Annotated in this window: 26 protein-coding genes, 1 pseudogene and 1 riboswitch; of the genes and pseudogenes, 15 read left to right on the forward strand and 12 right to left on the reverse strand. The window is 72.1% G+C overall.

The window, feature by feature from the left end:
• Nucleotides 1-183 precede the first annotated feature (183 nt).
• The 10 genes and pseudogenes from ACZ56V_RS02645 (at nucleotide 184) to ACZ56V_RS02690 (ending at nucleotide 7430) form a co-directional block, all read left to right on the forward strand.
• The gene (locus ACZ56V_RS02645; protein ID WP_467380754.1) at nucleotides 184-789 is read left to right on the forward strand and encodes a 2-oxo-4-hydroxy-4-carboxy-5-ureidoimidazoline decarboxylase; all 606 of its coding nucleotides are present in this window, start codon (nucleotides 184-186) and stop codon (nucleotides 787-789) included.
• A 180-nt stretch (nucleotides 790-969) separates the two neighbouring features.
• A complete protein-coding gene (sdhC, locus tag ACZ56V_RS02650; RefSeq protein ID WP_003974113.1) occupies nucleotides 970-1350 on the forward strand; it encodes a succinate dehydrogenase, cytochrome b556 subunit in 381 nt (126 codons plus the stop codon).
• A 5-nt stretch (nucleotides 1351-1355) separates the two neighbouring features.
• Nucleotides 1356-1838, forward strand: a complete 483-nt coding sequence (locus ACZ56V_RS02655) for a succinate dehydrogenase hydrophobic membrane anchor subunit (RefSeq protein WP_104634942.1) — start codon at nucleotides 1356-1358, stop codon at nucleotides 1836-1838.
• 19 nt (nucleotides 1839-1857) lie between these two features.
• Nucleotides 1858-3612, forward strand: coding sequence for a succinate dehydrogenase flavoprotein subunit (sdhA, locus tag ACZ56V_RS02660; RefSeq protein ID WP_398912397.1), 1755 nt, complete (start codon nucleotides 1858-1860; stop codon nucleotides 3610-3612).
• The gene (locus ACZ56V_RS02665; RefSeq protein ID WP_468938659.1) at nucleotides 3612-4385 is read left to right on the forward strand and encodes a succinate dehydrogenase iron-sulfur subunit; all 774 of its coding nucleotides are present in this window, start codon (nucleotides 3612-3614) and stop codon (nucleotides 4383-4385) included. Before sdhA ends, ACZ56V_RS02665 begins: the two co-directional genes overlap by 1 nt.
• Before the next feature lie 164 nt (nucleotides 4386-4549).
• Nucleotides 4550-5170 carry a Uma2 family endonuclease gene (locus ACZ56V_RS02670; RefSeq protein WP_468938662.1) on the forward strand — a complete coding sequence of 207 codons (621 nt, stop codon included), beginning with the start codon at nucleotides 4550-4552 and terminating at the stop codon, nucleotides 5168-5170.
• Between the two features lie 41 nt (nucleotides 5171-5211).
• Complete coding sequence (locus ACZ56V_RS02675; RefSeq protein WP_356370791.1) at nucleotides 5212-5622, forward strand: VOC family protein; 411 nt, start codon at nucleotides 5212-5214, stop codon at nucleotides 5620-5622.
• Nucleotides 5623-5707: 85 nt separating this feature from the next.
• Nucleotides 5708-6115, forward strand: coding sequence for a hypothetical protein (locus tag ACZ56V_RS02680; RefSeq protein ID WP_109034401.1), 408 nt, complete (start codon nucleotides 5708-5710; stop codon nucleotides 6113-6115).
• A 4-nt stretch (nucleotides 6116-6119) separates the two neighbouring features.
• Nucleotides 6120-6660 (forward strand): annotated as a pseudogene (locus ACZ56V_RS02685) (thiol-disulfide oxidoreductase DCC family protein).
• An 11-nt stretch (nucleotides 6661-6671) separates the two neighbouring features.
• A complete protein-coding gene (locus ACZ56V_RS02690; protein WP_398912392.1) occupies nucleotides 6672-7430 on the forward strand; it encodes a TetR/AcrR family transcriptional regulator in 759 nt (252 codons plus the stop codon).
• Here ACZ56V_RS02690 and ACZ56V_RS02695 read toward each other — a convergent pair.
• Together ACZ56V_RS02695 and ACZ56V_RS02700 are read right to left on the reverse strand one after the other, a co-directional pair.
• The gene (locus ACZ56V_RS02695; protein ID WP_468938666.1) at nucleotides 7421-8731 is read right to left on the reverse strand and encodes a metallophosphoesterase; all 1311 of its coding nucleotides are present in this window, start codon (nucleotides 8729-8731) and stop codon (nucleotides 7421-7423) included. The two genes, ACZ56V_RS02690 and ACZ56V_RS02695, sit on opposite strands and share 10 nt — an antisense overlap.
• Before the next feature lie 54 nt (nucleotides 8732-8785).
• On the reverse strand, nucleotides 8786-9025 hold the full coding sequence (locus ACZ56V_RS02700; protein ID WP_356370776.1) for an SCO4848 family membrane protein: 240 nt from the start codon (nucleotides 9023-9025) through the stop codon (nucleotides 8786-8788).
• A gap of 79 nt (nucleotides 9026-9104) precedes the next feature.
• Between ACZ56V_RS02700 and ACZ56V_RS02705 the strand changes: the two genes are divergently transcribed.
• Nucleotides 9105-10391: a D-alanyl-D-alanine carboxypeptidase family protein gene (locus ACZ56V_RS02705; protein WP_398912390.1), complete on the forward strand. Its 1287-nt coding sequence runs from the start codon at nucleotides 9105-9107 to the stop codon at nucleotides 10389-10391.
• On the opposite strand, the gene ACZ56V_RS02710 is transcribed toward ACZ56V_RS02705, so the two are convergent.
• Genes ACZ56V_RS02710 through ACZ56V_RS02725 form a run of 4 tightly spaced genes read right to left on the reverse strand, consistent with a single transcriptional unit; the run spans nucleotide 10339 to nucleotide 13193 of the window.
• Nucleotides 10339-11280, reverse strand: a complete 942-nt coding sequence (locus ACZ56V_RS02710) for a YihY/virulence factor BrkB family protein (protein WP_356370770.1) — start codon at nucleotides 11278-11280, stop codon at nucleotides 10339-10341. The genes ACZ56V_RS02705 and ACZ56V_RS02710 overlap by 53 nt on opposite strands.
• Nucleotides 11268-11744: a GtrA family protein gene (locus tag ACZ56V_RS02715; RefSeq protein ID WP_467380551.1), complete on the reverse strand. Its 477-nt coding sequence runs from the start codon at nucleotides 11742-11744 to the stop codon at nucleotides 11268-11270. Before ACZ56V_RS02715 ends, ACZ56V_RS02710 begins: the two co-directional genes overlap by 13 nt.
• Nucleotides 11738-12691 (reverse strand): decaprenyl-phosphate phosphoribosyltransferase, encoded by a 954-nt coding sequence (locus ACZ56V_RS02720; RefSeq protein WP_398912388.1) that lies wholly within the window; start codon nucleotides 12689-12691, stop codon nucleotides 11738-11740. Before ACZ56V_RS02720 ends, ACZ56V_RS02715 begins: the two co-directional genes overlap by 7 nt.
• Complete coding sequence (locus ACZ56V_RS02725) at nucleotides 12684-13193, reverse strand: phosphatase PAP2 family protein (protein ID WP_398912387.1); 510 nt, start codon at nucleotides 13191-13193, stop codon at nucleotides 12684-12686. Before ACZ56V_RS02725 ends, ACZ56V_RS02720 begins: the two co-directional genes overlap by 8 nt.
• A gap of 133 nt (nucleotides 13194-13326) precedes the next feature.
• Between ACZ56V_RS02725 and ACZ56V_RS02730 the strand changes: the two genes are divergently transcribed.
• Together ACZ56V_RS02730 and ACZ56V_RS02735 are read left to right on the forward strand one after the other, a co-directional pair.
• Nucleotides 13327-14733 (forward strand): FAD-binding protein, encoded by a 1407-nt coding sequence (locus ACZ56V_RS02730; protein ID WP_468938674.1) that lies wholly within the window; start codon nucleotides 13327-13329, stop codon nucleotides 14731-14733.
• A gap of 35 nt (nucleotides 14734-14768) precedes the next feature.
• On the forward strand, nucleotides 14769-15524 hold the full coding sequence (locus ACZ56V_RS02735) for a decaprenylphospho-beta-D-erythro-pentofuranosid-2-ulose 2-reductase (protein WP_398912385.1): 756 nt from the start codon (nucleotides 14769-14771) through the stop codon (nucleotides 15522-15524).
• Nucleotides 15525-15531: 7 nt separating this feature from the next.
• Here the strand turns inward: ACZ56V_RS02735 and ACZ56V_RS02740 are convergent, their stop codons facing one another.
• Nucleotides 15532-16110, reverse strand: coding sequence for a 2'-5' RNA ligase family protein (locus ACZ56V_RS02740; RefSeq protein ID WP_104634958.1), 579 nt, complete (start codon nucleotides 16108-16110; stop codon nucleotides 15532-15534).
• 187 nt (nucleotides 16111-16297) lie between these two features.
• On the reverse strand, nucleotides 16298-17311 hold the full coding sequence (gene trpS / locus ACZ56V_RS02745; RefSeq protein ID WP_356370752.1) for a tryptophan--tRNA ligase: 1014 nt from the start codon (nucleotides 17309-17311) through the stop codon (nucleotides 16298-16300).
• Between the two features lie 109 nt (nucleotides 17312-17420).
• Here trpS and ACZ56V_RS02750 point away from each other — a divergent pair, with 109 nt between their 5' ends.
• Nucleotides 17421-18083: a hypothetical protein gene (locus ACZ56V_RS02750; protein ID WP_468938678.1), complete on the forward strand. Its 663-nt coding sequence runs from the start codon at nucleotides 17421-17423 to the stop codon at nucleotides 18081-18083.
• A 14-nt stretch (nucleotides 18084-18097) separates the two neighbouring features.
• Here ACZ56V_RS02750 and ACZ56V_RS02755 read toward each other — a convergent pair whose 3' ends face one another.
• A complete protein-coding gene (locus tag ACZ56V_RS02755) occupies nucleotides 18098-19549 on the reverse strand; it encodes a glycine hydroxymethyltransferase (protein ID WP_468938681.1) in 1452 nt (483 codons plus the stop codon).
• Nucleotides 19550-19591: 42 nt separating this feature from the next.
• Nucleotides 19592-19680, reverse strand: a riboswitch (ZMP/ZTP riboswitch).
• 198 nt (nucleotides 19681-19878) lie between these two features.
• Here ACZ56V_RS02755 and ACZ56V_RS02760 point away from each other — a divergent pair.
• Nucleotides 19879-21396: a hypothetical protein gene (locus ACZ56V_RS02760; RefSeq protein ID WP_468938684.1), complete on the forward strand. Its 1518-nt coding sequence runs from the start codon at nucleotides 19879-19881 to the stop codon at nucleotides 21394-21396.
• Between the two features lie 6 nt (nucleotides 21397-21402).
• Here the strand turns inward: ACZ56V_RS02760 and ACZ56V_RS02765 are convergent, their stop codons facing one another.
• From ACZ56V_RS02765 to pdxR, 3 genes are all read right to left on the reverse strand, one after another.
• The gene (locus ACZ56V_RS02765) at nucleotides 21403-22587 is read right to left on the reverse strand and encodes a glutathionylspermidine synthase family protein (protein ID WP_468938686.1); all 1185 of its coding nucleotides are present in this window, start codon (nucleotides 22585-22587) and stop codon (nucleotides 21403-21405) included.
• Nucleotides 22588-22597: 10 nt separating this feature from the next.
• Entirely contained in the window at nucleotides 22598-22960 is a 363-nt protein-coding gene (locus tag ACZ56V_RS02770) for a hypothetical protein (protein WP_468938689.1), read from the reverse strand.
• An 87-nt stretch (nucleotides 22961-23047) separates the two neighbouring features.
• Nucleotides 23048-24433: a MocR-like pyridoxine biosynthesis transcription factor PdxR gene (gene pdxR, locus ACZ56V_RS02775; protein WP_398912378.1), complete on the reverse strand. Its 1386-nt coding sequence runs from the start codon at nucleotides 24431-24433 to the stop codon at nucleotides 23048-23050.
• Nucleotides 24434-24448: the final 15 nt, after the last annotated feature.

Genomic DNA, 24448 nt, shown 5'->3' on the forward strand with positions numbered 1-24448 from the left:
GGCTCACAGCGCCAACCTACGGCCGCCGTTGCCGTCATGCGTCCACCACATGTTCTGAAACTCTCCCGTTCGGGTGAAATTCGGGCATCGGACGGACACGCGTTGCCGTCACTCGATAACGTGACGCCACATCTTTCGCACAATCCCCTGCCGACACACACGTGAAGCCCACGAGGACCCACGCTGCCTGCGCACCGTCTCCCAGACCTCCCCCGCCGAGTGGCCATACCGGTACCGGTGCAAACACGCGCCACACCGGCAACGGCCGCCCCGTTGGAGTGCTTCAACGCGGCCCCCGCCGACGACGCCGTCCGGACCCTCCTGGCCTGCCTGCACAGCCACGCCTGGGCCCACCGCCTCACCGCCCACCGGCCCTACCCGGACCTCCCCGCCCTCCTGGCGGCGGCGGACGAGGCGGCCTACGACCTCTCCCCGGACGACCTGTCGGAGGCCCTGGCCGCGGAGACGCTGCCCACCCTCCCCGAGGACACGTACGCGGCAGCCCACACGGCCCTGAACGCGGCCCACGCGGCCTACGAGTCCCGCTTCGGACACGTGTTCGTCATCTGCCTGGCCGACCTGCCCCCGGCCGAGGCCCTGGACCACGTCCTGACCGCCATCCGGTCACGCTTGGCCAACGATCCGGACGAGGAGCGCCTGATTGCGGCGGAAGAACTCCGCCGCCTCGCAAGGGGCAGGTTGACCAGCGTCCTCAGGGGCGCGGGGAACTGCGCGACCAGCCACGGACGGCCCGCGCCCGGCAAACCACCTCAAACCCCACCCCATTAGCCGCCCCCGCTCAAACCCACTGCTCCTTTGAGTGCAAGTTTGATCACAACGGCAGGCCCCCCGTAAGCGCCGCAGACAACCGTCGCTACCATGCTGGGGGCCGGTGGACCGTACCCGGCCGGGCCCGACCGACAAGGAAAGCCGGCGCGGCCCCAATCCCCGCTCCCGGAGGAAATTTCCGTGCCGGCTGGAACGCTGTACCGCGGCCGGGAAGGAATGTGGTCCTGGGTGGCTCATCGAGTCACCGGCGTCCTCATCTTCTTCTTCCTGTTCGTTCACGTGCTGGACACCGCTCTCGTGCGGGTGTCCCCCGAGGCCTACGACACCGTCGTGGCCACGTACAAGACGCCGATCGTCGCGCTGCTGGAGTACGGCCTCGTCGCCGCCATCCTCTTCCACGCGCTCAACGGCCTGCGTGTCATCGCCGTCGACTTCTGGGTCAAGGGCGCCCGCTACCAGAAGCAGATGCTCTGGACCGTCGTCGCCCTGTGGGTCGTGCTGATGCTCGGGGCGATCTACCCCGTCCTCGGCCACGCCGCTCGTGAACTGTTCGGGAGCTGACGCCAATGTCCACGACTGAATCCCCCGCTTCCGGGATCGGCCCCGTCGAGGGCGCCTCCCTCTACTCGGCCGACAACCCGGCGCCGCTCATCGAGGCGCCCCGCGCGCGCACGAAGAAGACCCCGAAGTCGACCCGGGGCAACTTCGAGATGGCCGCCTGGCTCTTCATGCGCCTGTCCGGCGTGGTGCTGGTCGTCCTGGTCCTCGGCCACCTGCTGATCCAGCTGGTGCTCGACGGCGGTGTCTCGAAGATCGGCTTCGCCTTCGTGGCGGGCCGCTGGGCCTCGCCGTTCTGGCAGGTCTGGGACCTCCTGATGCTCTGGCTCGCGATGCTGCACGGCGCGAACGGCCTGCGCACGGTCATCAACGACTACGCGGAGCGCCCCAACACCCGGCTGTGGCTCAAGGGCCTGCTCTACACCGCCACGGTGTTCACCATCCTGCTGGGCACGCTGGTGATCTTCACCTTCGACCCGAACATCCGCTAGGCACGGGGCTGCGAAAATCATGAAGGTACACAAGTACGACACCGTCATCGTCGGCGCCGGTGGCGCCGGCATGCGCGCGGCCATCGAGTCGACCAAGCGCAGCCGCACCGCCGTGCTGACGAAGCTCTACCCGACCCGCTCCCACACGGGCGCCGCGCAGGGCGGCATGGCCGCCGCGCTGGCCAACGTGGAGGAGGACAACTGGGAGTGGCACACCTTCGACACGGTCAAGGGCGGTGACTACCTGGTCGACCAGGACGCCGCCGAGATCCTGGCGAAGGAGGCCATCGACTCGGTCCTCGACCTGGAGAAGATGGGCCTGCCGTTCAACCGGACGCCCGACGGGACGATCGACCAGCGCCGCTTCGGCGGTCACAGCCGCAACCACGGCGAGGCCCCGGTCCGCCGCTCCTGCTACGCGGCCGACCGCACCGGTCACATGATCCTCCAGACGCTGTACCAGAACTGCGTGAAGGAGGGCGTGGAGTTCTTCAACGAGTTCTACGTCCTGGACCAGCTGATCAGCGAGGTCGACGGCGTCAAGAAGTCGGCCGGTGTGGTGGCCTACGAGCTGGCGACCGGCGAGATCCACGTCTTCCAGGCGAAGTCCGTGATCTACGCCTCCGGCGGCACCGGCAAGTTCTTCAAGGTGACGTCCAACGCGCACACGCTCACCGGTGACGGCCAGGCGGCCGTGTACCGGCGCGGGCTGCCGCTGGAGGACATGGAGTTCTTCCAGTTCCACCCGACCGGCATCTGGCGCATGGGCATCCTGCTGACGGAGGGCGCCCGCGGTGAGGGCGGCATCCTGCGCAACAAGGACGGCGAGCGCTTCATGGAGAAGTACGCGCCGGTCATGAAGGACCTCGCGTCCCGTGACGTCGTCTCGCGCTCCATCTACACGGAGATCCGCGAGGGCCGCGGCTGCGGTCCCGAGGGCGACCACGTCTACCTGGACCTCACCCACCTCCCGCCGGAGCAGCTGGACGCCAAGCTGCCCGACATCACGGAGTTCGCGCGGACCTACCTCGGCATCGAGCCCTACACGGACCCGATCCCGATCCAGCCGACCGCGCACTACGCCATGGGCGGCATCCCGACCAACGTCGAGGGCGAGGTGCTGGCGGACAACACGACCGTCGTGCCGGGCCTCTACGCGGCCGGCGAGGTGGCCTGCGTGTCGGTGCACGGCGCCAACCGCCTGGGCACCAACTCGCTGCTCGACATCAACGTCTTCGGCCGCCGCGCGGGCATCGCCGCCGCGGAGTACGCGCAGAAGGCGGACTTCGTCGAGCTGCCCGAGGACCCCGAGTCCCAGGTCGTCGAGCAGATCGAGCGGCTGCGCTCGTCCACCGGCACCGAGCGGGTGGCGACGATCCGCCGCGAGCTGCAGGAGTGCATGGACGCCAACGTCATGGTGTTCCGCACCGAGCAGACGATCAAGACGGCCGTCGAGAAGATCGCCGAGCTGCGCGCCCGCTACAAGAACGTGTCGATCCAGGACAAGGGCCGTCGCTTCAACACCGACCTGCTGGAGGCCGTCGAGCTGGGCAACCTGCTCGACCTGGCCGAGGTGATGGCGGTGTCCGCGCTCGCCCGCAAGGAGTCCCGCGGCGGTCACTACCGCGAGGACTTCCCCAACCGCGACGACGTCAACTTCATGCGCCACACCATGGCGTACCGCGAGGTGGGCGACGACGGCGCCGAGTCCATCCGGCTCGACTACAAGCCGGTCGTCCAGACCCGCTACCAGCCGATGGAGCGTAAGTACTGATGGCTACCCCTGTCATGGAGAAGAGCGTCCAGGCCCCCGAGCCGGGCTTCGCCGACTCCCCTTACATCACGGTCACCTTCCGCGTCCGGCGGTTCAACCCGGAGGTCGCCGCCGAGGCGGCCTGGGAGGACTTCCAGCTGGAGATCGACCCGAAGGAGCGTGTCCTCGACGCGCTGCACAAGATCAAGTGGGACCTGGACGGAAGCCTGACCTTCCGACGCTCCTGCGCGCACGGCATCTGCGGCTCGGACGCCATGCGGATCAACGGCAAGAACCGCCTCGCCTGCAAGACGCTGATCAAGGACCTCAGCCCCGAGAAGCCGATCACGGTCGAGCCCATCAAGGGCCTGACGGTCCTCAAGGACCTGGTCGTCGACATGGAGCCGTTCTTCCAGGCGTACCGGGACGTGATGCCCTTCCTGATCACGAAGGACACCAACGAGCCGACGCGTGAGCGCCTGCAGTCCGCCGAGGACCGCGAGCGCTTCGACGACACGACCAAGTGCATCCTGTGCGCCGCCTGCACGTCGTCGTGCCCGGTGTTCTGGAACGACGGCCAGTACTTCGGCCCGGCCGCGATCGTCAACGCCCACCGCTTCATCTTCGACTCGCGCGACGAGGCCGGCGAGCAGCGGCTGGAGATCCTGAACGACCGCGACGGCGTGTGGCGCTGCCGTACGACCTTCAACTGCACGGACGCCTGCCCGCGCGGCATCGAGGTCACCAAGGCCATCGCGGAGGTGAAGCGAGCGCTGATCACGCGCCGCTTCTGACGCCGTCGGTTACGCCGGTTCACGGCTGTGAGGGCCCCGTTTCCCCTGGAAGCGGGGCCCTCTGGCATATGCCACACCACCGGGTGAACCCGTTGGCAACGGGCCGTACGGCTACCCTCCGTCCTACGATGATGGCCTCGACACCAGCCCCTAGGAGGCACGCTATGCCCGCAGCATCCGTCGAGCTGCCCCACGGCGACCTTCCGCTGATCGCGGAGGCGAACCGCCTCATGGAACGCAATCCGGGCTACCGCTTCGAGATCATCGGAGGCCAGCTCGTCGTGACCCCGCCACCGGACGTTCCGCACTCGCGCGCCCTGACCAAACTCATGCGCCCGTTCATCGCCGCGGGCCTTGACGACGGCGAAACCGAGGTGCACCAGGGCATCGGACTCTGGCTTCCCATGAACGCCGAGGACTACGCGATCCCCGACCTGGCGGTCGTGGACGCCGACGTCGACGACCACCTCGTCGAGAACAACTGCTACGACCCGGTCTGCTTCCGCCTCGTCCTGGAGGTCACCTCCAGCAACTGGAGGAACGACCTGAAAACCAAGGTCACCGCCTACGCCGCCGCCATGGTCCCCGTCTACGTGATCGTCGACCGCAAGCACCAGCGCCTGCACGTCCTCACCGACCCCGACTGCGCCGACTACTCCACCCACCGCGTCCACTCCCCCGGTGAGACCGTCACCCTCCCCGACTCGCTCGGTGCCGAGGTCACGCTGGACGTCGCCGGGATCCTTGCCGCCGGACGGACGAAGAGCGCGCCCGACGAGGGCTGACAATCAGCCGATCCGGGCGATGACCGTCCTAGCCTGACGGCATGTCAGATGACGAGTCGTACGAACTGCTCGGGTTCGACAACGTACTGCTGCCCGTCGGGGACCTCGCCGAGGCCGTCGGGTTCTACGAGCGGGCCGGTTTTCCGGTCGCCTACCGGCTCGACGAAGCCGGGATCGCGCTGCTCAAGGTGGGCGTGGAGACGCCGGGGCTCCTGCTGCGGGCGGAGGAGGAGTTCGGGCGGCAGCCGCCGATGTGGCCCTCCGCGCGGGTGTGGCTCGAGGTGACCGACGCCCGGGTCGCCGCCCGCGCGCTGAGGGAGGCCGGGGTGCCGCCGCTGGACGAGCCGTTCCCCGTGGCCACCGGCTGGACCGTCGAGTTCGCCGATCCCTGGGGCAACGTCATCGGCCTCACCGACTACTCCAAGCGCCCGGAGCTGGGCCGCCGCCCCTGAGCGCGACCCTCGCTTGAACGTGTTCAAAAACAGGTCTACAGTCAGCCCTGTCAGCGTTTTGAACGCGTTCAAGAAGGGGTGGGGCATGGACCGCACCGTCATCGCCTACGTCATCTACCTGGCCGTCAGCATCGGTCTGACCGTCTGGGTGGCCCGCACGCTCAGCCGCAACGGACGGGTCTTCCTCTCCGACGTCCTGCACGGCAACGAGAAGCTCGCGGACGCCGTCAACCACCTCCTGGTGGTCGGCTTCTACCTCGTCAACCTCGGCTTCGTCGCCCTCTACCTGAGCGACGACGAGACCATCACCGACACCCGCGGCATCTTCGAGGCGCTGTCGACCAAGCTCGGGGTGGTGCTGCTGGTGCTCGGCGTGATGCACCTGGGCAACGTGTACGTGCTCAACAAGATCCGGCGGCGCGGGCTGATGGAGCGCGAGCAGGTACCGCCGGTCCCGCCGCAGGGCTGGGTGGCCCCGACGGCCGGAGCCTGATCCGATGGCTCCCGCTCCCGGGACGACGGCCGGCGCCCCCGTGCGCCGGCTCACCGTCCTCTACGACGCCGAATGCGCCCTGTGGCACCCACGTACGGGACTGGCTGCTGCGCCAGCCCCGCCTGGTGCCGCTGGAGCTGGTCCCGGCCGCCTCGGACGAGGCGCGCAGGCGCTTCCCCGGGCTCGACCACGCGGCCACCCTCGACGAGGTCACCGCCGTGGGCGACGCCGGGCAGGTCTACCGCGGCGCCGCCGCCTGGGTGGTCGTCCTGTGGGCGCTGCGCGGGTACCGCGGGCTCGCCCACCGGCTCAGCACGCCCAAGGGCGCCCTGCTGGCCCGGGGGGCCGTCCTGGCCGCCGCCAAGTGGCGCGCCGGGCAGCGGCAGTGGGGCGGCACGGGGTACCGCCGCGCGGAAATCGAAAGGGGCGGCGCGCAGCGCCTCGGTGAGGGGCGGTGGTCGGGCGACGGGTGGGCCTATGAGCCCCGCCTCGGGTGGATCTACACCGGGCCGGGCTGTGCCGACGGCACCTGTGCGACTGGATAGGCTCTGGACCCGTGCCTGCGACCAACGACGGCCCCGACGACGGCGCCCACCTCAGCAAGTCCGAGCAGACCCGCGCGCTGATCCTGGAGACGGCCATGCGGCTGTTCCAGGAACGCGGTTACGACCGGACCACGATGCGGGCCATCGCCCAGGAGGCCGGGGTCTCCGTCGGCAACGCGTACTACTACTTCGCCGGCAAGGAACACCTGATCCAGGGCTTCTACGACCGGATCGCCGCCGAGCACCAGGCGGCGGTCCGCGAGGTCCTGGCCAGGGAGACCGACCTGGAGGCCAGGCTCGCGGGCGTGCTCAAGGTCTGGCTGGACATCGCCACGCCGTACCACGAGTTCGCCGTGCAGTTCTTCAAGAACGCCGCCGACCCGGACAGCCCGCTCAGCCCCTTCTCCCCGGAGTCGGAACACGCGCGCGTGGAAGCCATCAGCATCCACCGCGCGGTGCTCGCCGGGGCGAAGACCAAGGTGCCCGAGGAGCTGCGGGACATCCTGCCGGAGCTGATGTGGCTGTCCCAGATGGGCCTGGTCCTGTACTGGATCTTCGACCGCACCGAGGGCCGCGAGCGCAGCTACCGCCTCGCCGAACGCGGGGCCCGGCTCACCGCGCGGGGCGTCGTGCTGGCCCGCTTCCGGGTGCTGCGCCCGCTGGTGCGCGAGGTGCACGAGCTGTTCACGGACTTCCTGCCGGGGATGACCAGGGTGATCCCCGACCCGGCCGCCCGCAGGGCCGCCCGCGAGCCCGACGGTCAGGCCTGACGGGACGCCAGCTCGATCACCGTGATGTCCGAGGGCGCCCCCACGCGCGTGGGCGGGCCCCAGGCGCCCGCGCCGCGGCTGACGTAGAGCTGGGTGTCGCCGTAGCGGTCCAGGCCCGCCAGCGTCGGGTTGGCGGCGCCCGCGATGAGGTTGCCGGGCCAGAGCTGGCCGCCGTGGGTGTGGCCGGACAGCTGGAGGTCGACGCCGTGGTCGACGGCGTCGTGGATCTGCACCGGCTGGTGGGCGAGCAGCACGCAGGCGCGGGAGCGGTCCCGGTCGCCGAGGGCCTTGGCGTAGTCGGGGCCCTGGCCCTCGTCCTCGCCCGCCACGTCGTTGACGCCGGCGAGGTCGAAGTGGGGCAGCTCTGTGCGGGCGTTCTCCAGCGGGAGCAGCCCGAGCCGCCGTACCTCGGCGACCCACTGCTCGGCGCCGGAGAAGTACTCGTGGTTGCCGGTGACGAAGTACGCGCCGTGCCGGGCCCGGAGCTGCGCGAGCGGGGCGGCGGCCGGGCCGAGGTCCTTCACGCTGCCGTCCACCAGGTCGCCGACGACGGCGATCAGGTCGGGCTGCGTGGCGTTGATGGTGTCGACGACCTGCTGGGCGAAGCCCCGGCCGAGGACCGGGCCGAGGTGGATGTCGCTGACCACCGCGATGCGGAAACCGTGCGCCGCGCGCGGGAGCTTGGCCAGCGGCACGGTGACCCGCTTCACCTTCGGGCCGCTCAGCACGCCGTAGGTGCCGTACCCGACCGTCCCGACGGCCGCCGCGGCGGCGGCACCGGCGACGACGCGGGAGACGAACAGGCGCCGGGAGGGGAGGGCGAGGGGGCTCGTGGACCCGCTCCCGGGGGCGGGGGCCGGCGTCTCGGGTGCCTCAGGCGTGCCGGGCGTCTTCGGCGGGGCCGTCCCGGCCGGTATGCGTTCGGTCTCCTCGGCCGGGGTGACCGACGGCTCGGCACCCTCCGTATTCCGCGCGGCCGCCCGGCGTTCCAGGAACCTCCGCAGCAGCGGCCGGACGACGTCGCCCGCGAGCACCGCGAGCAGCAGGTAGATCGACAGGGCCAGCCACAGGAAGCCCGGCCAGGCGAGGACCCGCTGGAGCCAGAACGGGGCGCCCGCGCGCTCGGCGACCAGCGCGCCGACCGCCAGCAGCCAGCCCCCGGCGATCACCGCCGCGCCGATCCGGCGCACGGGGCCCGGAGCGCGGGTCGTGTCGCGGAACAGGCGCCGCCACACGTACCAGTTGGCCGTCACCAGGACGCCCACCATCACCAACGCGACCAGCACGAAGACGACCGCCATGCCGTCGTATCCCCTCGGTTGTGACGCCCAGGGCGTCCGTGACGTCCTCGTCGCCTATGACGTTCGGCGCAGTGCGCGCACCCCGCGCAACCCGATGACCCCGACGACCGTCCCCAATACGAAGGAGACGATCGCGAGCAGCAGGTGCACCCAGAAGTACGCCGTGGGCTCGCCGTCCTCGAAGGCGAGCCCGCTGCCGTCCTTGACCAGGTTTTTGACGAAAGTGATCCAGATGATCCAGCTCCACACCCCGAAAGCGAGCAGGAACCAGGAGACGGGGCGGCTGAGCTTCATGGTTTCAGTATCGCCGCACGGTGTCCGGAACCGTGCGCGGGGTGGGATTCGCCCGGTCGCGAGGGGTACGTTTCCGCTCGTGCCCGCTCCCAAGAAGGCCCTCAGGCGATCCCTGACGGTCACCTCCGCCGCCCTGACCGCTCTCGCCCTCCTCTCCCCCGCCGCGCTCGCCGCGCCTGGCCCGTCGGGGAGCCCGTCGGGAAGTCCGTCGGCCACTCCCCCCGCGTCGATGTCGGCGGTGGGCGGCGCGCGGCTCGGGAAGCCCGGGACGCAGGTGGACCTGGCGGGCGGGGCGCCCGTGCTGCCGAAGGACCTCACCGCCCGTTCGTGGATCGTGGCGGACGCCGAGTCGGGCGACGTGCTGGCCGCGCACAACGCGCACTGGCGGCTGGCCCCGGCGAGCACCCTGAAGATGCTGTTCGCGGACACGCTGCTGCCGAAGTGGCCGAAGACGACGAAGCACAAGGTCGAGGTCTCCGACCTGGCGGGCATCGGCGCCGGGTCCAGCATGGTCGGCATCAAGGAGAAGGAGACCTACACCGTCCACGACCTGTGGCTCGGGGTCTTCCTGCGGTCCGGCAACGACGCGGTGCACGTGCTGTCGGCGATGAACGACGGCGTCGACAAGACCGTCGCGGACATGAACGCGCACGCCGACGAACTGCAGGCCCTCGACACCACCGTGGTCAGCCCCGACGGCTACGACATGCCGGGGCAGGTCTCCTCCGCGTACGACCTGACCCTGTTCGCCCGTTCGGGGCTCCAGAAGAAGGACTTCCGCGAGTACGCCTCGACGGTCAGCGCGAAGTTCCCGGGCGAGACCACGAAGAACAAGAAGGGCAAGACCTCCCGCGGGACCTTCGAGATCCAGAACACCAACCGGCTGCTGGCGGGCGACTCGGACGTGGAGGTCTATCCGGGCATCGCGGGTGTGAAGAACGGCAACACCACCAACGCGGGCGCCACCTTCACGGGCGTCGCCGAGCGCGGCGGCCGGGTGCTGCTCGTCACCGTGATGAACCCGGCGAAGGACGAGCACAACGAGGTCTACAAGGAGACCGCCCGCCTGTTCGACTGGGGCTTCAAGGCGGCCGGCAAGGTGCGGCCGGTGGGCGAGCTGGTGGGCCCGCGGAGCGCCACCGCGGCGAGCCCCTCGGCCGAGGCCTCCGGTGAGGCCGGCGGCACCGGGAAGGGCGCCGCGGGCACCGGGCCGGTGGCGGGCGTCCAGGCCGGGCACGGCGCCGGCGGGGTCGGGATCGCGGCCGGCATCACCGCGGGGGTGCTGGTGCTGCTCGCGGGCGGCGCGTTCCTGGTCAACCGGAAGTGGCCGCTGCCGGACCTGGTCCGTCGCCGGACCCGTCCGTGACGCCCTCGTCGCCCGGCTCCCCCGGCTCCCCCAGCTCCTGCGCCTTGCTGCCCGTCGCCGTCCAGGCGGCGCAGAACAGCACCAGTTTCGCGGTGAAGTTGATCCACAGCAGCAGGGCGACGGGGACGCCGAAGGCGCCGTACATGCTCTTCGCGGCGACGCCCTGGATGTAGCCGCTGAGCAGCAGCTTCAGCAGTTCGAAGCCGACCGCGCCGATCAGCGCGGCCACCACCAGGCGGCGGCGCTCGGGCTGGACGCCGGGCAGCAGGGTCAGCACGTACAGCAGCAGGAGGAAGTCGGCGAGCACGGCGACGGCGAAGGCGGCGACGTAGAGCAGGACGCCGCCGACCCCGCCCTCGGCGAGGCCGACCGTGCGGATGATCCAGCCGACCAGCGCCGAGGCGACGGTGGAGATGCCGACGGTGATCAGCAGCGCGCCGCCGAGGCCGACCAGGACACCCGCGTCCTTGGCCCGGTGCAGGACCGGGTTCTCCTCCTCGTCGGGCAGCTCCCACACGGCGCGCAGACAGCCCCGGGTGGCCTCGATCCAGCCCATGCCGGTGAACAGCAGCAGGAGCGCGGAGATCACCCCGACGGTGCCGGCGTTGTCGACGAGGCCCTGGATGTTCAGCTGGTCGGAGATGCCGGGGATCTGCTCGGCGAGCTTGTCCTGGAGCTTGTCCTGCTGCTGCCTGCTGAGCGTGGCGGCGGCCACGGCGGCGGCCAGGCTCAGCAGCGGGAAGAGCGCGACGAAGCTGGTGAAGGTCATGGCGGCGGCCAGCCGGGACCACTTCACCCGGTCGAGGCGCTCGTAGGAGCGCCACGCGTGCGTGGTCATCAGGCGCGCGATCCACGGTCCCACGACGGGGAGCTTCTTCAGCCAGTCCATGATCCGACCCTGCCCCCGCTCGTCCTGTTCCATGATCCCGTCCGGCCACCGGATGCGGCGCCGGACCGGAAGACCAGTGTTCTTGTGCCCCAGAAGCGCAGGATCGTGCCCAGGACCATGCCGACCCCGGCGCCGGAGACCGTGTCGGCGTGCCGCGAGGTGAGGCCGAGCCCGTAGTGGCTGACGGCCAGACAGAGCAGCTGGACGGCGGCGCCGGCGGCGTTCACGGCGAAGAACACGGCGCAGGACCGCAGGCCGCGGGTGCGGGTTCGGGTGTGCCGGTAGGTGCCCAGGGCGTTGCCCGCGTAGGCGACCGAGCATCCGGCGACGAAGGAGAGCGTCTTGGCGGTGAGCGGCCCGAGGCCCGCCGGACCGCGCAGGCAGGTGAAGAGGCCGAGGTCGACGGCGTAGGCGAGCAGACCGACACAGGCGAAGCCCAGCAGTTCGCGCCGGTCGGCTACCAATTGGCCACCGCCAGGCCGTACATCGCGAGCCAGACCAGGCCGATCAGCGCGAGGGGGCGGTCGCGCAGGACGACGTCCTCGGGTTCGCCCGCGGTGCCGCGGTCGGCGAAGACGGCGTAGCGCAGCACGGCGAGGACGAAGGCGACCATGGAGAGCTGGCGCCAGGGCAGCACGCTGGTGTGCGGGACTCCGCCCTCCTCCATGGCCCACAGGCAGTAGCCGAGGACGGCGACACCGGCGGCGAGCTGCCAGACGAAGCGGAGGTAGCCGGTGGTGTACTCGGTGAGCAGCGCGCGCGTGGCGCCCTCCTTGCCCGCCATCTGCACGGCCTCGGAGTAGCGCTTGGCGGCGACCATGAACAGGGCGCCGAAGCCGGTCGTGATGAGGAACCAGCGCGACAGGGGGATGCCGAGCGCGAGTCCGCCGATCATCGCGCGCATCAGGAAGCCGGTGGTGACGACGGCGAGGTCGACGACCAGGACGTGCTTGAGGCTGACGCAGTACGCCAGTTGCATGGCGAGGTAGGCGGTCAGCAGGGCCGCGACGGCCGGGGGGCAGAGCCAGGCGGCGAGGACGGGCGCGAGGACGCCCAGGACGCCGCCGACGGCGTAGGCGAGCGGCACCGGGACCTGTCCGGCGGCGACCGGGCGGTGCCGTTTGACGGGGTGGGCGCGGTCGGCCTCGGCGTCCCGGGCGTCGTTGACCAGGTAGACGGCGGCGGCGCAGGCGGTGAACAGGACGAAGACCAGGGCGAGACGGCCCAGCGCGTGCGGGGAGAACAGCTCGCCGGCGGCGGCCGGGGCGGCGACGACCAGGACGTTCTTGACCCACTGGCGGGGGCGTGCGGTGCGCAGCAGCCCGGCCGGGACGTGTCTCGCCCGGCGCGGCGGGGCGGGCTCCGGCGGCTGTTCGGGGGCGCGTTGGCGCAGGACGGCCGTGTCAGTCACGGGTGCCTCCGTGCATCCAGCCGGTGCCGAGCCGGGCCGTGAGCGCGCCCAGGGCTGCGCCCGCCGCGACGTCCGAGGGGTAGTGGACGCCGACGACCAGGCGGGAGGCGCACACGGCGGCGGCGAGCGGCCAGGCGGCCCGCACCCCGAGCGCCCCGAAGACGACGGCGGCCGCGGCGGCCGAGGTGGCGTGGGAGCTGGGAAAGGAGTGCCGGCCCGCGGTGCGCACCAGGGGGACGACGTGCGCGGGGCGGGGGCGGCGCACGACCCGCTTCACCCCCATGCTGACGACGTGGGCGCCCGCGGTGAGCGCGGTGCCGCGCAGCCAGGCCGTACGCCGGGGCGCGTCCACGGCGGCCGCGGTGAGACCCGCCGCGAGCCACAGCGCCCCGTGCTCCCCCGCCCAGGACAGGGCGCGCGCGGCGCCGGCCACGCGCGGGTCGGTTCCGCAGGCCCTGAGCGCGCTGACGATCCGGTGGTCCATGTCGTCGAGGTCGTCCATGTGCACTCACTGTCCACGCCCGCGGCACGCGAAGGCGGGCACGCCGGAGCGACATACCATTAATCACCCGTTTCAGGGACGGCTTGAATGTTTTGGAACTAATCATTCACATAGGGGCGATACGGTCACCGCCATGTCTGCCGACACCGTTCCCGACACCGACCGGGACCCCGGCGCCCACCGCCCCGACGCCGACTGGGGCACCGTCACCGGCTGGGGCCGCACGGCGCCCACCGGAGCGCTCGTCGTCCGCCCCCGGACGTACGAGGAGGCGGCCGTCGCCGTCCGGGACTGCGGGGCGCGCGGCGCCGTCGCGCGGGGGCTCGGACGGGCGTACGGGGACGCGGCGCAGAACGCGGGGGGTGCCGTGCTCGACATGACGGCCCTGGACCGGGTGCACGCCGTCGACGCGGCCGGCGGCACCGTGCTGTGCGACGCGGGGGTCTCCCTGCACCGGCTGATGGAGGTCCTGCTGCCGCTGGGCTGGTTCGTGCCGGTGACGCCCGGCACCCGCTACGTGACGGTCGGCGGGGCGATCGGCGCGGACATCCACGGCAAGAACCACCACGTGTCGGGGTCCTTCACGCGGCACGTGCTCTCCCTTGAGCTGCTCACCGCCGACGGCCGGGTGCGCACCGTCACCCCGGGCACGCCCCTGTTCGACGCGACCGCGGGCGGCATGGGGCTGACCGGGGTGATCCTCACCGCGACGTTGCGGCTCCAGCCGGTCGAGACGGCGCTGATGTCCGTCGACACCGAGCGGGCCGGCGACCTGGACGACCTGATGGCCCGGCTGACCGCGACCGACCACCGCTACCGCTACTCGGTCGCCTGGATCGACCTCCTCGCGCGCGGCCGGGCGACCGGCCGCGCGGTGCTCACCCGCGGCGACCACGCCCCGCTGGACGCGCTGCCCGCCCGCTCCCGCGCGCGGCGCGCGCCGCTGGCCTTCCGCACGTCCCGCCTGCCGGCCGCCCCCGACCTGGTGCCGGACGGGCTGCTGGGCCGGACGACGGTGGGCCTGTTCAACGAGGTCTGGTACCGCAAGGCCCCCCGGTGCAGCCGGGGCCGACTCCAGCGGATCTCCACCTTCTTCCACCCCCTGGACGGCGTCCCGCACTGGAACCGGGTCTACGGCCGCGGGGGCTTCGTGCAGTACCAGTTCGTCGTCGGGCACGGCCGGGAGGAGGCCCTGCGGCGGATCGTGCGGCGGATCTCCGCCCGCCGCTGCCCGTCCTTCCTGGCCGTCCTCAAGCGCTTCGGCGAGGCCGACCCGGGCTGGCTCTCCTTCCCCGTCCCGGGCTGGACCCTCGCCCTCGACATCCCGGCGGGCCTGCCCGGCCTCGGCGCCTTCCTGGACGAGCTGGACGAGGAGGTCGCGGACGCGGGCGGCCGGGTCTACCTCGCCAAGGACTCCCGGCTGCGCCCGGAACTGCTCGCCGCGATGTACCCCCGCCTGGACGACTTCCGCGCCCTGCGCGCGGAGCTGGACCCGCGCGGGGTGTTCGTGTCCGACCTCGCCCGCCGCCTCGCCCTGTGACGCCCCCGCCACCACCGACATGTCTGGAGCCAGTCGTGAAGGACGCCTTCGGCCTCCCCCAGTCCCTCCTCGTCCTCGGCGGTACGTCCGAGATCGCGCTCGCCACCGTGCGCCGTCTGGTGGCCCGCCGCACCCGCACGGTGTGGCTGGCCGGACGCCCCTCGCCCGCCCTGGACGCGGCCGCCGAGCAGGTGCGCGGCCTCGGCGCGGAGGTGCGCACGGTCGCCTTCGACGCGCTGGACCCCGAGTCCCACGAGGCGGCGCTCGGCAAGGTGTTCGCCGAGGGCGACATCGACCTGGTGCTGCTGGCCTTCGGCATCCTGGGCGACCAGGCGCACGACGAGCGCGAGCCGCTGAACGCCGTACGGGTCGCGCAGACCAACTACACCGGCGCGGTCTCGGCCGGGCTGGTCGCCGCCCGTTCGCTCCAGGCGCAGGGGCACGGCTCGCTGGTGGTGCTCTCCTCCGTGGCCGGCGAGCGGGCCCGCCGCGCCAACTTCATCTACGGCTCCAGCAAGGCGGGTCTGGACGCCTTCGCGCAGGGCCTGGGCGACGCGCTGCACGGCACGGGCGTGCACGTCATGGTCGTACGCCCCGGGTTCGTGCGGTCGCGGATGACGGAGGGGCTGGAGGAGGCGCCGCTCGCCACGACGCCCGAGGCGGTCGCCACGGCGATCGAGCTGGGGCTGCGGCGGCGCTCGGAGACGGTGTGGGTGCCGGGCGCGCTGCGGGTGGTGATGTCGGCACTGCGGCACCTGCCGCGGACCGTGTTCCGGCGGCTGCCGGTGTGAGGCGCGGCTACCGGGTGGGCAGGGAGCCGGTCTCCACGCGTCCGGCCTGCGGGGGCACCGTGGCGCTGCCGAAGGGGAACTCGCGCAGCTTGCGCCAGACCGCGTCGGCGCCCTGCTCGTACAGCGCGAAGCCGGTGCAGGGCCACTGGGCCTCGTAGTCGGACAGCTCCTCGTAGGCGCGGTCCATCGCCGCCTCCTCGATGCCGTGCGCCACGGTGACGTGCGGGTGGTACGGGAACTGCAGTTCGCGGGGGACCGGGCCGGACGCGTCGCGCACCCGCTTCTGCAGCCAGGAGCAGGCCGCCGCGCCCTCGACCACCTGGACGTAGACAACCGGCGAGAGCGGGCGGAAGGTCCCGGTGCCGGACAGCCGCATCGGGAAGGGCCGGCCGCGCGCCGCCACCTCCGCCAGGTGCGCCTCGATCGCGGGCAGCGCGGCGCCGTCGACCTCGGTCGGCGGCAGCAGGGTGACGTGCGTGGGGATGCCGTGAGCGGCGGCGTCGCCGAAGCCCGCGCGCAGCTGCTGGAGCTTGCTGCCGTGAGGCTCCGGGACCGCGATCGACACGCCGATCGTTACGGTCCCCACTTCGTCTCCTGTCGTTGTGTCGCTCGTTGTGTGCCGGTGTACGGACACCCGGATATCGACTGTACGGCCACCGCCGTGCCGTGGGCAGGCGCAACCGGAGTGATGTGCAGCGCTACGGCGGCGTGCCGGGGCGCACGGACGGTGCCGGGGGTACCGCGGGCGGCGGTGCCCCCGGCGGCGTCACGGGTCAGTGCTTGGCGGGGAGGAAGCCCACCTTGTCGTACGCCCGGGCGAGGGTCTCGGCGGCGACGCTCCTGGCCTTCTCCGCGCCCTTGGCGAGGATCGCGTCGAGCGTCTCCGGGTCGTCCAGGTACTGCCGGGTCCGCTCCCGGAAGGGGGTGACGAACTCCACGACGACGTCGGCGAGGTCCGTCTTCAGCGCGCCGTAGCCCTTGCCCTCGTACTTCCGCTCCAGCTCGGCGATCTCGGCGCCGGTGAGGGTGGAGTAGATCGTCAGCAGGTTGCTGATGCCGGGCTTGTGCTCGCGGTCGAAGCGGATCACGGTGTCGGTGTCCGTGACCGCGCTCTTCACCTTCTTCGCGGTGGCCTTCGGCTCGTCCAGGAGGTTGATCAGGCCCTTCGGGGTGGCCGCCGACTTGCTCATCTTGGCGGTCGGGTCCTGGAGGTCGTAGATCTTCGCCGTCTCCTTGAGGATGTAGGCGCTCGGGACGGTGAAGGCGTCGCCGTAGGTCTGGTTGAAGCGGTCCGCGAGGTCGCGGGTCAGCTCCAGGTGCTGGCGCTGGTCCTCGCCGACGGGGACCTGGTCGGCCTGGTAGAGCAGGATGTCGGCGACCATCAGCATCGGATACGTGAACAGGCCGACGGTGGTGCGGTCGTTGCCCTGCTTGGCGGACTTGTCCTTGAACTGCGTCATCCGGGAGGCCTCGCCGAAGCCGGTGATGCAGTTCATCAGCCAGCCGAGCTGGGCGTGCTCGGGGACGTGGCTCTGCACGAACAGGGTGCAGCGGTCCGGGTCGAGGCCGGCCGCGAGGAGCTGGGCGACGGCGACGCGGGTGTTCTCGCGCAGCTCCTTGGGGTCCTGCGGGACCGTGACCGCGTGCAGGTCGACGACCATGTAGAACGCGTCGTGGGTGGTCTGCATGTCGACCCACTGGCGGACGGCGCCGAGGTAGTTGCCGAGGTGGAACGAGCCGGAGGTCGGCTGGATACCGGAGAGCACGCGGGGACGATCGTTGGCCATGCTCCCCATTCTCTCAGGCTCCGCGGGGCGGTCGGGCCCGGGTTCGGCACCAGGGGGCTCCATTCCGGGCCCGGGGGTGTAACAAGAGGGGGACGGGAGGGGGCGCGGCGTGCGGTGGTGGGCGGGAGCGGGGGTAGGGGTCGCCGCGGTGCTGTGGGCGGGGGCGCCGGGGACCGCGGTGGCGGACGGTACGGCGCCCCTGGAGGAGCCGGACGTGGCCGTGGTCGTGTGGGCCGGGACGGGGCGCACCACGTCCTGGCACGCGGGTGAGCGGGACTTCGACCGGCTGCGGAGCCTGCTCGACCCGTCGCGCTCGGAGACCGAGCCGGTCCCGGAGGAATGGACGCGGGACCGCCGTCCCCCGGTGCGGTTCACGGTGCTGTGGGGGCTGACCGGCGTCGGGGGCTGGCCGCAGACGGAGCGGGCGCCGGGCGGGGACGTGGCGATGCTGCGGCAGGACCAGCTGTTCCTGGCCGGGGACGGCACGCCGTGGGTGCGCACCGATCCGGCGCCGGACGTGGTGGACGACGACATCCGCTGGCACCGGGTGCCCCCGGACACCTACGCCCGGCTGGTCGACGAGGGCTTCTTCGCGAAGGACGGGACCGGCGCCGCGGGCGGAGGGGGCGGCGGCGGGCCGGACGGGGTGTGGTGGGCCGCCGCCGGGCTCGGGGCGGGCGTCGCGGGGACGCTGCTGATACGCCGCGCGGCGGACCGGTACCGTGCCGGACCGCCGCGCGGGGAGCCGCGTCAGGAGCTGATCGACCTCTAGAGCCCGGCGGGGCCTCAGCCGAGGTCGATCTCCGGGTACAGCGGGAAGCCGACCACCAGGTCGGTCGCGCGGTGGGAGATCTCGTCGGCGACCTTCGCGTCGAGGACGTGGGAGGCCTTGGAGGGGGCGCCGGACTTGGTGGTGCCGGGCTCCGTCGTGGTCAGCACGCGGTCGATCAGGCCCGCGACCTCGTCCATCTCCGCGGTGCCGAGACCGCGCGTGGTCAGCGCCGGGGTGCCGATGCGGATGCCGGAGGTGTACCAGGCGCCGTTCGGGTCGGCGGGGATGGCGTTGCGGTTGGTGACGATGCCGGAGTCGAGGAGCGCGGCCTCGGCCTGGCGGCCGGTGAGGCCGTAGGAGGACGCGACGTCGATCAGGTTGAGGTGGTTGTCGGTGCCGCCGGTGACCAGGGTGGCGCCCCGCTTGGTCAGGCCCTCGGCGAGCGCGCGGGCGTTGGTGACGATGCGCTGCGCGTAGTCCTGGAACGCGGGCTGCCGGGCCTCGGCGAGGGCGACGGCCTTGGCGGCCATGACGTGCGGGAGCGGGCCGCCGAGGACCATCGGGCAGCCGCGGTCGACCTGGTCCTTGAGGGAGTCGTCGCACAGGACCATGCCGCCGCGCGGGCCGCGCAGCGACTTGTGCGTGGTCGTCGTCACGATCTGGGCGTGCGGGACCGGGTCGAAGTCGCCGGTGAGCACCTTGCCCGCGACGAGGCCCGCGAAGTGCGCCATGTCGACCATGAGGGTCGCGCCGACCTCGTCGGCGATCTCGCGCATGATCCGGAAGTTCACCAGCCGGGGGTACGCGGAGTAGCCCGCGACGATGATCAGCGGCTTGAACTCGCGGGCGGAGGCGCGCAGGGCCTCGTAGTCGATCAGGCCGGTGGCCGGGTCGGTGCCGTAGGAGCGCTGGTCGAACATCTTGCCGGAGATGTTGGGGCGGAAGCCGTGGGTGAGGTGGCCGCCGGCGTCCAGGGACATGCCGAGCATCCGCTGGTTGCCGAAGGCCTGCCGCAGCTCGGCCCAGTCGGCGTCGGTCAGGTCGTTGACCTGGCGGGCACCGGTCTTCTCCAGGAAGGGCACCTCGACGCGGGCGCCGAGGACGGCCCAGAAGGCGACCAGGTTGGCGTCGATGCCGGAGTGCGGCTGGACGTAGGCGTGGCGGGCGCCGAACAGCTCGCGGGCGTGCTCGGCGGCCAGGGCCTCGACGGTGTCGACGTTGCGGCAGCCGGCGTAGAAGCGGCGGCCGATGGTGCCCTCGGCGTACTTGTCGCTGAACCAGTTGCCCATCGCCAGGAGCGTGGCCGGGGAGGCGTAGTTCTCGGAGGCGATCAGCTTGAGCATCTCGCGCTGGTCGGCGACCTCCTGGCCGATGGCGTCCGCCACGCGGGGTTCGACGGCTCGGATGACGTCGAGCGCGGCTCGGTAGGCGGTGGACTCGGTGGAGAGGGGCTGCTGGTCGGACATGACGGCCTCCGGATGGCGTGGCTCGCGGGCGTACACGGTTCACGGTTCGGCCCAGGCGCACGGCACTGTCTGCTCCGGGACCGCTCCCCGATGGTCCATCCCATCCCAGCGCGCCAGTCACGGCCCGCGACCAGCCTACCGGGCGCGTCGGGCGCGAGGCGTCGACGTCCACCGACCGAGAAGGCAGGAGGGGGGAAAAGCGTCTCGTTCCGGCAACCGCACTCTGTAGCATGCGTTTTCGATCAACCGCTGGGCGCGAACGACGACTACGGAGCATGCGTCGTCCTGTGCGCCGGGGGGAGCAGCTCGACGATGGGGGGATCGGGCACATGCGGGTAGGGAACGCCCAGAAGGCAGTCGGCGGGGGACGGCTCGGCGCACGGCGCGCCCTGCCGGTCCGGCACACGGTGACCGCGCTGGCGGGTCTGGTGCTGACGGCGGGGCTGCTGGCCGGATGCAGCTCGTCCGACGGCGACGACGGAGGTGGCGGGGGCGGCAAGAGGGCCGAGGCCCCGGCGGACGGTGGAGCGGCCGAGCAGGGTCCCGCCTACAAGGGGCCCGCACTGCCGGGGCTCGCCCGGCAGGCGGCCTGGAGCCTCCCGGTCGAGGGCCCGATGAGCATTCCCGTGGTGCTGGACCTCGGCGACACGCTCCTCTTCGCCAAGGACGCTCAGGGCGACTACGTGTCCGACGAGACGCCGGACGTCGAGGACGGACCGGCGCACTGGCTGTACAGCTCGGACACGCCCGAGGACCTCGTCCTGGAGTTCAGGGACGTCAAGACCGGTGCCGTCCGCAAGGAGCTGCGGGTGAAGACCGACTCGGTCACCCTCACCACCTGGCACGGGGGCCGGCCGGCCGTCGCGGTCACGACCTCGACGACGACTGAGTCGGACGGGCTGACCAAGGCGAAGACCAGCACGACCGCCGCCCTGTACGACAGCGCGGGCGGCCCACTCGGAAAGGCGGAGCTCCCCGAGCGGGTGAGGGAGGAGGGGGAGGACTCCTCGGACTCGGGGCCGAGCGCCGGCCGGAGCTTCATCGCCGAGGGCCATCTGGTCGAGACGAGCGGTGACACCCTCCGGCTCACCCCCGTCGACGGCGGCACGGCCCGTACCGTCCCCTGCGAGGGCTTCGAGAGCGGCTGCGGGTTCGTGCCGAGCACCGCGACGGTCCTCGCCGACGGCGGCGACAACCTGTTCGCTCCGTTGATCACCGACGGCTATTACCCCGGCTTCGACAGCTCCGGTGCCTCCTCGCGGATCAGCCTCTACGAGCTGGCCAGCGGGAAGGAGGTCTGGAACAGCGCGGAGGTGACACCGCCCAAGGGCGTATCGGTCGGTGCCGACGGGAGGACCGGTGAGCTGTCCGTGCTGCGGGTCTCCGACGGCGAAGTACTCACCGCGTGGCGCCTGAACCCCTGGGCCGATACCCGGGTTTTTGCCACGTACGAACTGGCGGGCGGTCCCGAGGCCGTCTCCTCCTTCCAGGGCGGCGAGGACCCGGAGTTCAGCCCCCAGGGTGACCTGGCCGCAGTCTTCACCGACGACATGACGTCGGTCGTACAGGTCGCCGACGGCAAGGCCCTGTGGTCCCAGGGCGCGGGCGAGCACGCCCTGGTGCCTCTGTGGTTCTCCGGTACCGGCGGTGTCCTGTACGGCAGGACGGTGGAGACCGAAACCCTGCTGGCCGTGGATGCCCGCACCAAGAAGGTCCTGGCCAAGGACCTCCCGGACCGTCTCGTGCCCCGCTTCGACCCGTCGACCGGATACGGCTGGGTCGGCGCGTTCAACGCCGGGCCGGGCGGCGAGGTGAACGGCTTCTTCGTCTTCCCGCCCGCGTCCTGAGCCGCGTCAGAGGATCACGTGGGGCAGGAAGCGGGCGTACTCGTCCGTGATCAGGCCGGTCGACTCCCTGATGCCCAGGCCCGCCGACTCGTTCTCCACCACCCAGGCGCCCAGGACGACGCGGTTGCCGTCGAAGTCGGGGAGGGGGGCCAGCTCCTGGTAGCAGCACGGTTCGGGGCGGGGGGCGGGGTCGGTGCCCGGGGGGTGGACCGTGACGCCGGCGCCCTCGCGGCCCAGGAGGGGCTTGGCGACCCAGCCGGTCGTGGTGGCCAGGTCGCGCGGGCCGTCCAGGTGGGCGGGGAGGAGGTTCGGGTGGCCGGGGTACAGCTCCCACAGGATCGCCAGCAGCGCCTTGTTGCTGAGCAGCATCTTCCAGGCGGGCTCGATCCACAGGGTGGTGCCGGTACCGCCGCCGTTGTCGAGGGTGTCCAGGACGTGGCCGGCGAAGCGGTCCGTGGTGAGCCACTCCCACGGGTAGAGCTTGAAGAGGCTGCGGATGAAGCGCAGCCTGTTGTCGACGAAGCGGCCGGAGAGGCGGTCCCAGCCGATCTCCTCCATGGAGATCCAGTCGGTCTCCAGGCCCGCCTGCTCGGCGGTCTCCTTGAGGTAGGCGACCGTCATGAGGTCCTCGCCGAGTTCGTCGTCCGAGGAGTGCGCGAAGTACAGCGGGTTGCCGGGCGGCAGGAGCGCGGCCTGCTTCCTCCAGGCGTCGACGAGGCGCTCGTGGAGGCTGTTCCACTGGTCGGCGCCGGGGAAGCGCTCCTCCATCCAGAACCACTGCGGGGACGCGGCCTCGACGAGGGAGGTCGGGGTGTCCGCGTTGTACTCCAGGAGCTTGGCGGGGCCGGTGCCGTCGTAGCGCAGGTCGAAGCGGGCGTAGACGGAGGGGAGTTCGGCGCGGCGGTGCCAGGCCTCGGTGACCGCGCGGACGACGCGCGGGTCGGTGATGCCGAGGTCGGCGAAGCGGTCCTCGGCGACGATGTGCCCGGCGGCCGCGAGGCACATGCGGTGCAGCTCCTCGACGACCTCCTCCAGGGCCTCGACCTCGGGCAGGGAGAAGACGTAGTAGGCGCTTTCGTCCCAGTAGGGGCGCAGGGAGCCGTCGGGGTAGCGGGTCAGGGGGTAGATCAGCCCCTGTTCCTCGACGGTCTGCTGCCAGCCGGGGCGGGGGTCGGCGCTGCGGCGTTCCACGGTCCCGTCCTCAGCCGCCGCCGCTGCCGGAGCCCGAGCAGCCGAAGCCGCCCCGGTCGACGGCCTCGGACCGGCTGAAGGTGCCGGAGTCGGCCCAGCCGTTGCTGACGTCGGCGTCGTAGTACCAGTCGGCGTCGCCCACGGACTTCGACGAGCCGGTCTTCTTCTTGCCGCCCTTGCCGCCCTTGCCGGACGAGCCGGACTTGCAGTTCTTGTCGGCGACGACCTTGTAGCCGTTGAGGTAGTCGTAGCTGTCGCGGTCCACGCAGCGGCGGTCGGGATCCGAACCGCATGCGCTCAGGGCCGCCGCGAGCATTCCCATGCCGCCGAGCACCACGGTGCTCGACCGCAGCCGTCGCCGGGTCTTGGCCATGTCCCTGTCCCCCGTTGTCCGCGCCTTGTCCGTGTGGTTGTACGACAGTTGGGCCGGTCGAGTGTACGACCCCCGTCGCGGTGGACTTTACGGCAGCGCCCGGCACAGCGCGTCCAGTGCCCCCGCCCAGGCGTGGTCGGGCGGGGTGCCGTAGCCGACGACGAGGGCGTCCAGCGGGGGGAGGGACGCGTCCGGGTGCCGGAACATGGACAGGCCGTGGACCGCGAGCCCGTGCCAGGCGGCGGCCCGTGCGACCTGCCGCTCGGTGCCGGACGGCAGCGGAAGGACGGCGTGCAGTCCGGCGGCGATGCCGCTGACCCGGACCGCGGGGGCGCGCTCGGCGAGGGCGGCGACCAGGGCGTCGCGGCGGCGCCGGTAGCGCAGGCGGGCGGACCGCACGTGCCGGTCGTAGTCGCCGGAGTCGAGGAACTGCGCGAGGGTCAGCTGGTCGAGCACGCCCGGGGTGCGGCTCGCCGGGTCGTCCAGGACGTCCCCGACGAGGGACGGCGGCAGCGCCATCCAGCCCAGGCGCAGTCCGGGGGCGAGGGACTTGCTGGCGGTGCCCAGGTACACGACGCGGTCGGGGTCCAGTCCCTGGAGGGCGCCGACGGACTGGCGGTCGTAGCGGAACTCGCCGTCGTAGTCGTCCTCCAGGATCAGCCCGCCGGTGCGGTGCGCCCAGGCCACCACCGCCGCTCTGCGGTCGGGGTGCAGCGGGACGCCGGTCGGGAACTGGTGGGCGGGGGTGAGCAGCACGGCGCCCGCGTCCGTGAGCGCCCCGGTGTCCGCTCCGCGGTCGTCGACGGGCAGCGGAACGGTCCGCAGGCCGGCTCGGGTGAGCAGATCGCGGTGGACGTGGAGGCCGTACGACTCGACGGCCACGGTGTGCACGCCGCGCGCCCGCAGCACGCCGGCCAGCAGCACGAGACCGTGCGCGAAGCCGCCGCAGACCAGCAGCGTCTCGGGGTCGGCGCGCACGCCCCGGGCGCGGGCGAGGTAACCGGCCAGCGCGGCGCGCAGCTCGGGACGGCCGCGGCCGTCGCCGTACCCGAGGGCGTCGTGGGGAGCGGAGGTGACGGCGCGGCGGGCGGCCCTGAGCCACGCGGTGCGCGGGAAGGAGGCGAGGTCGGGGGTGCCGGGGCGCAGGTCGTAGGTGGGCCGGGCGTGCCCCGCGGGGTGCCGGGCCGAGGTGCGGGACGGCGGGGCGGCGACGCGTTCGGCGACGCGGGTGCCCGAGCCCTGACGGGCGGTGAGCCAGCCCTCGGCGACGAGGTCGGCGTAGGCGTCGGCGACGGTGTTGCGGGCGATGCCGAGGTCGGCGGCGAGGACGCGGGACGAGGGCAGCCGGGTGCCGGGGCCCAGCCGGCCGGTGCGGACGGCCTCGCGCAGAGCGTCGGTGAGGCCGCGGCGCAGGCCGGGACCGGTGGGTTCCAGGTGCAGGTCGACGCCGAGAGTGGCCCATGATCTCGCCATGGAAGTGGACCATAC

Source organism: Streptomyces sp. NPDC034099 (assembly GCF_055575415.1).

What these genes read in the sequence shown, in the direction of transcription:
- trpS (WP_356370752.1), bottom strand. Translation starts at nt 17,311, where the DNA reads ATGGCCAACGATCGTCCCCGCGTGCTCTCCGGTATCCAGCCGACCTCC.
- ACZ56V_RS02670 (WP_468938662.1), top strand. Translation starts at nt 4,550, where the DNA reads ATGCCCGCAGCATCCGTCGAGCTGCCCCACGGCGACCTTCCGCTGATC.
- sdhA (WP_398912397.1), top strand. Translation starts at nt 1,858, where the DNA reads ATGAAGGTACACAAGTACGACACCGTCATCGTCGGCGCCGGTGGCGCC.
- ACZ56V_RS02725 (WP_398912387.1), bottom strand. Translation starts at nt 13,193, where the DNA reads ATGGACGACCTCGACGACATGGACCACCGGATCGTCAGCGCGCTCAGG.
- ACZ56V_RS02700 (WP_356370776.1), bottom strand. Translation starts at nt 9,025, where the DNA reads ATGAAGCTCAGCCGCCCCGTCTCCTGGTTCCTGCTCGCTTTCGGGGTG.
- pdxR (WP_398912378.1), bottom strand. Translation starts at nt 24,433, where the DNA reads ATGGCGAGATCATGGGCCACTCTCGGCGTCGACCTGCACCTGGAACCC.
- ACZ56V_RS02655 (WP_104634942.1), top strand. Translation starts at nt 1,356, where the DNA reads ATGTCCACGACTGAATCCCCCGCTTCCGGGATCGGCCCCGTCGAGGGC.
- ACZ56V_RS02710 (WP_356370770.1), bottom strand. Translation starts at nt 11,280, where the DNA reads ATGGACTGGCTGAAGAAGCTCCCCGTCGTGGGACCGTGGATCGCGCGC.
- ACZ56V_RS02755 (WP_468938681.1), bottom strand. Translation starts at nt 19,549, where the DNA reads ATGTCCGACCAGCAGCCCCTCTCCACCGAGTCCACCGCCTACCGAGCC.
- ACZ56V_RS02695 (WP_468938666.1), bottom strand. Translation starts at nt 8,731, where the DNA reads ATGGCGGTCGTCTTCGTGCTGGTCGCGTTGGTGATGGTGGGCGTCCTG.
- ACZ56V_RS02665 (WP_468938659.1), top strand. Translation starts at nt 3,612, where the DNA reads ATGGCTACCCCTGTCATGGAGAAGAGCGTCCAGGCCCCCGAGCCGGGC.
- ACZ56V_RS02680 (WP_109034401.1), top strand. Translation starts at nt 5,708, where the DNA reads ATGGACCGCACCGTCATCGCCTACGTCATCTACCTGGCCGTCAGCATC.
- ACZ56V_RS02770 (WP_468938689.1), bottom strand. Translation starts at nt 22,960, where the DNA reads ATGGCCAAGACCCGGCGACGGCTGCGGTCGAGCACCGTGGTGCTCGGC.
- ACZ56V_RS02760 (WP_468938684.1), top strand. Translation starts at nt 19,879, where the DNA reads ATGCGGGTAGGGAACGCCCAGAAGGCAGTCGGCGGGGGACGGCTCGGC.
- ACZ56V_RS02730 (WP_468938674.1), top strand. Translation starts at nt 13,327, where the DNA reads ATGTCTGCCGACACCGTTCCCGACACCGACCGGGACCCCGGCGCCCAC.
- ACZ56V_RS02675 (WP_356370791.1), top strand. Translation starts at nt 5,212, where the DNA reads ATGTCAGATGACGAGTCGTACGAACTGCTCGGGTTCGACAACGTACTG.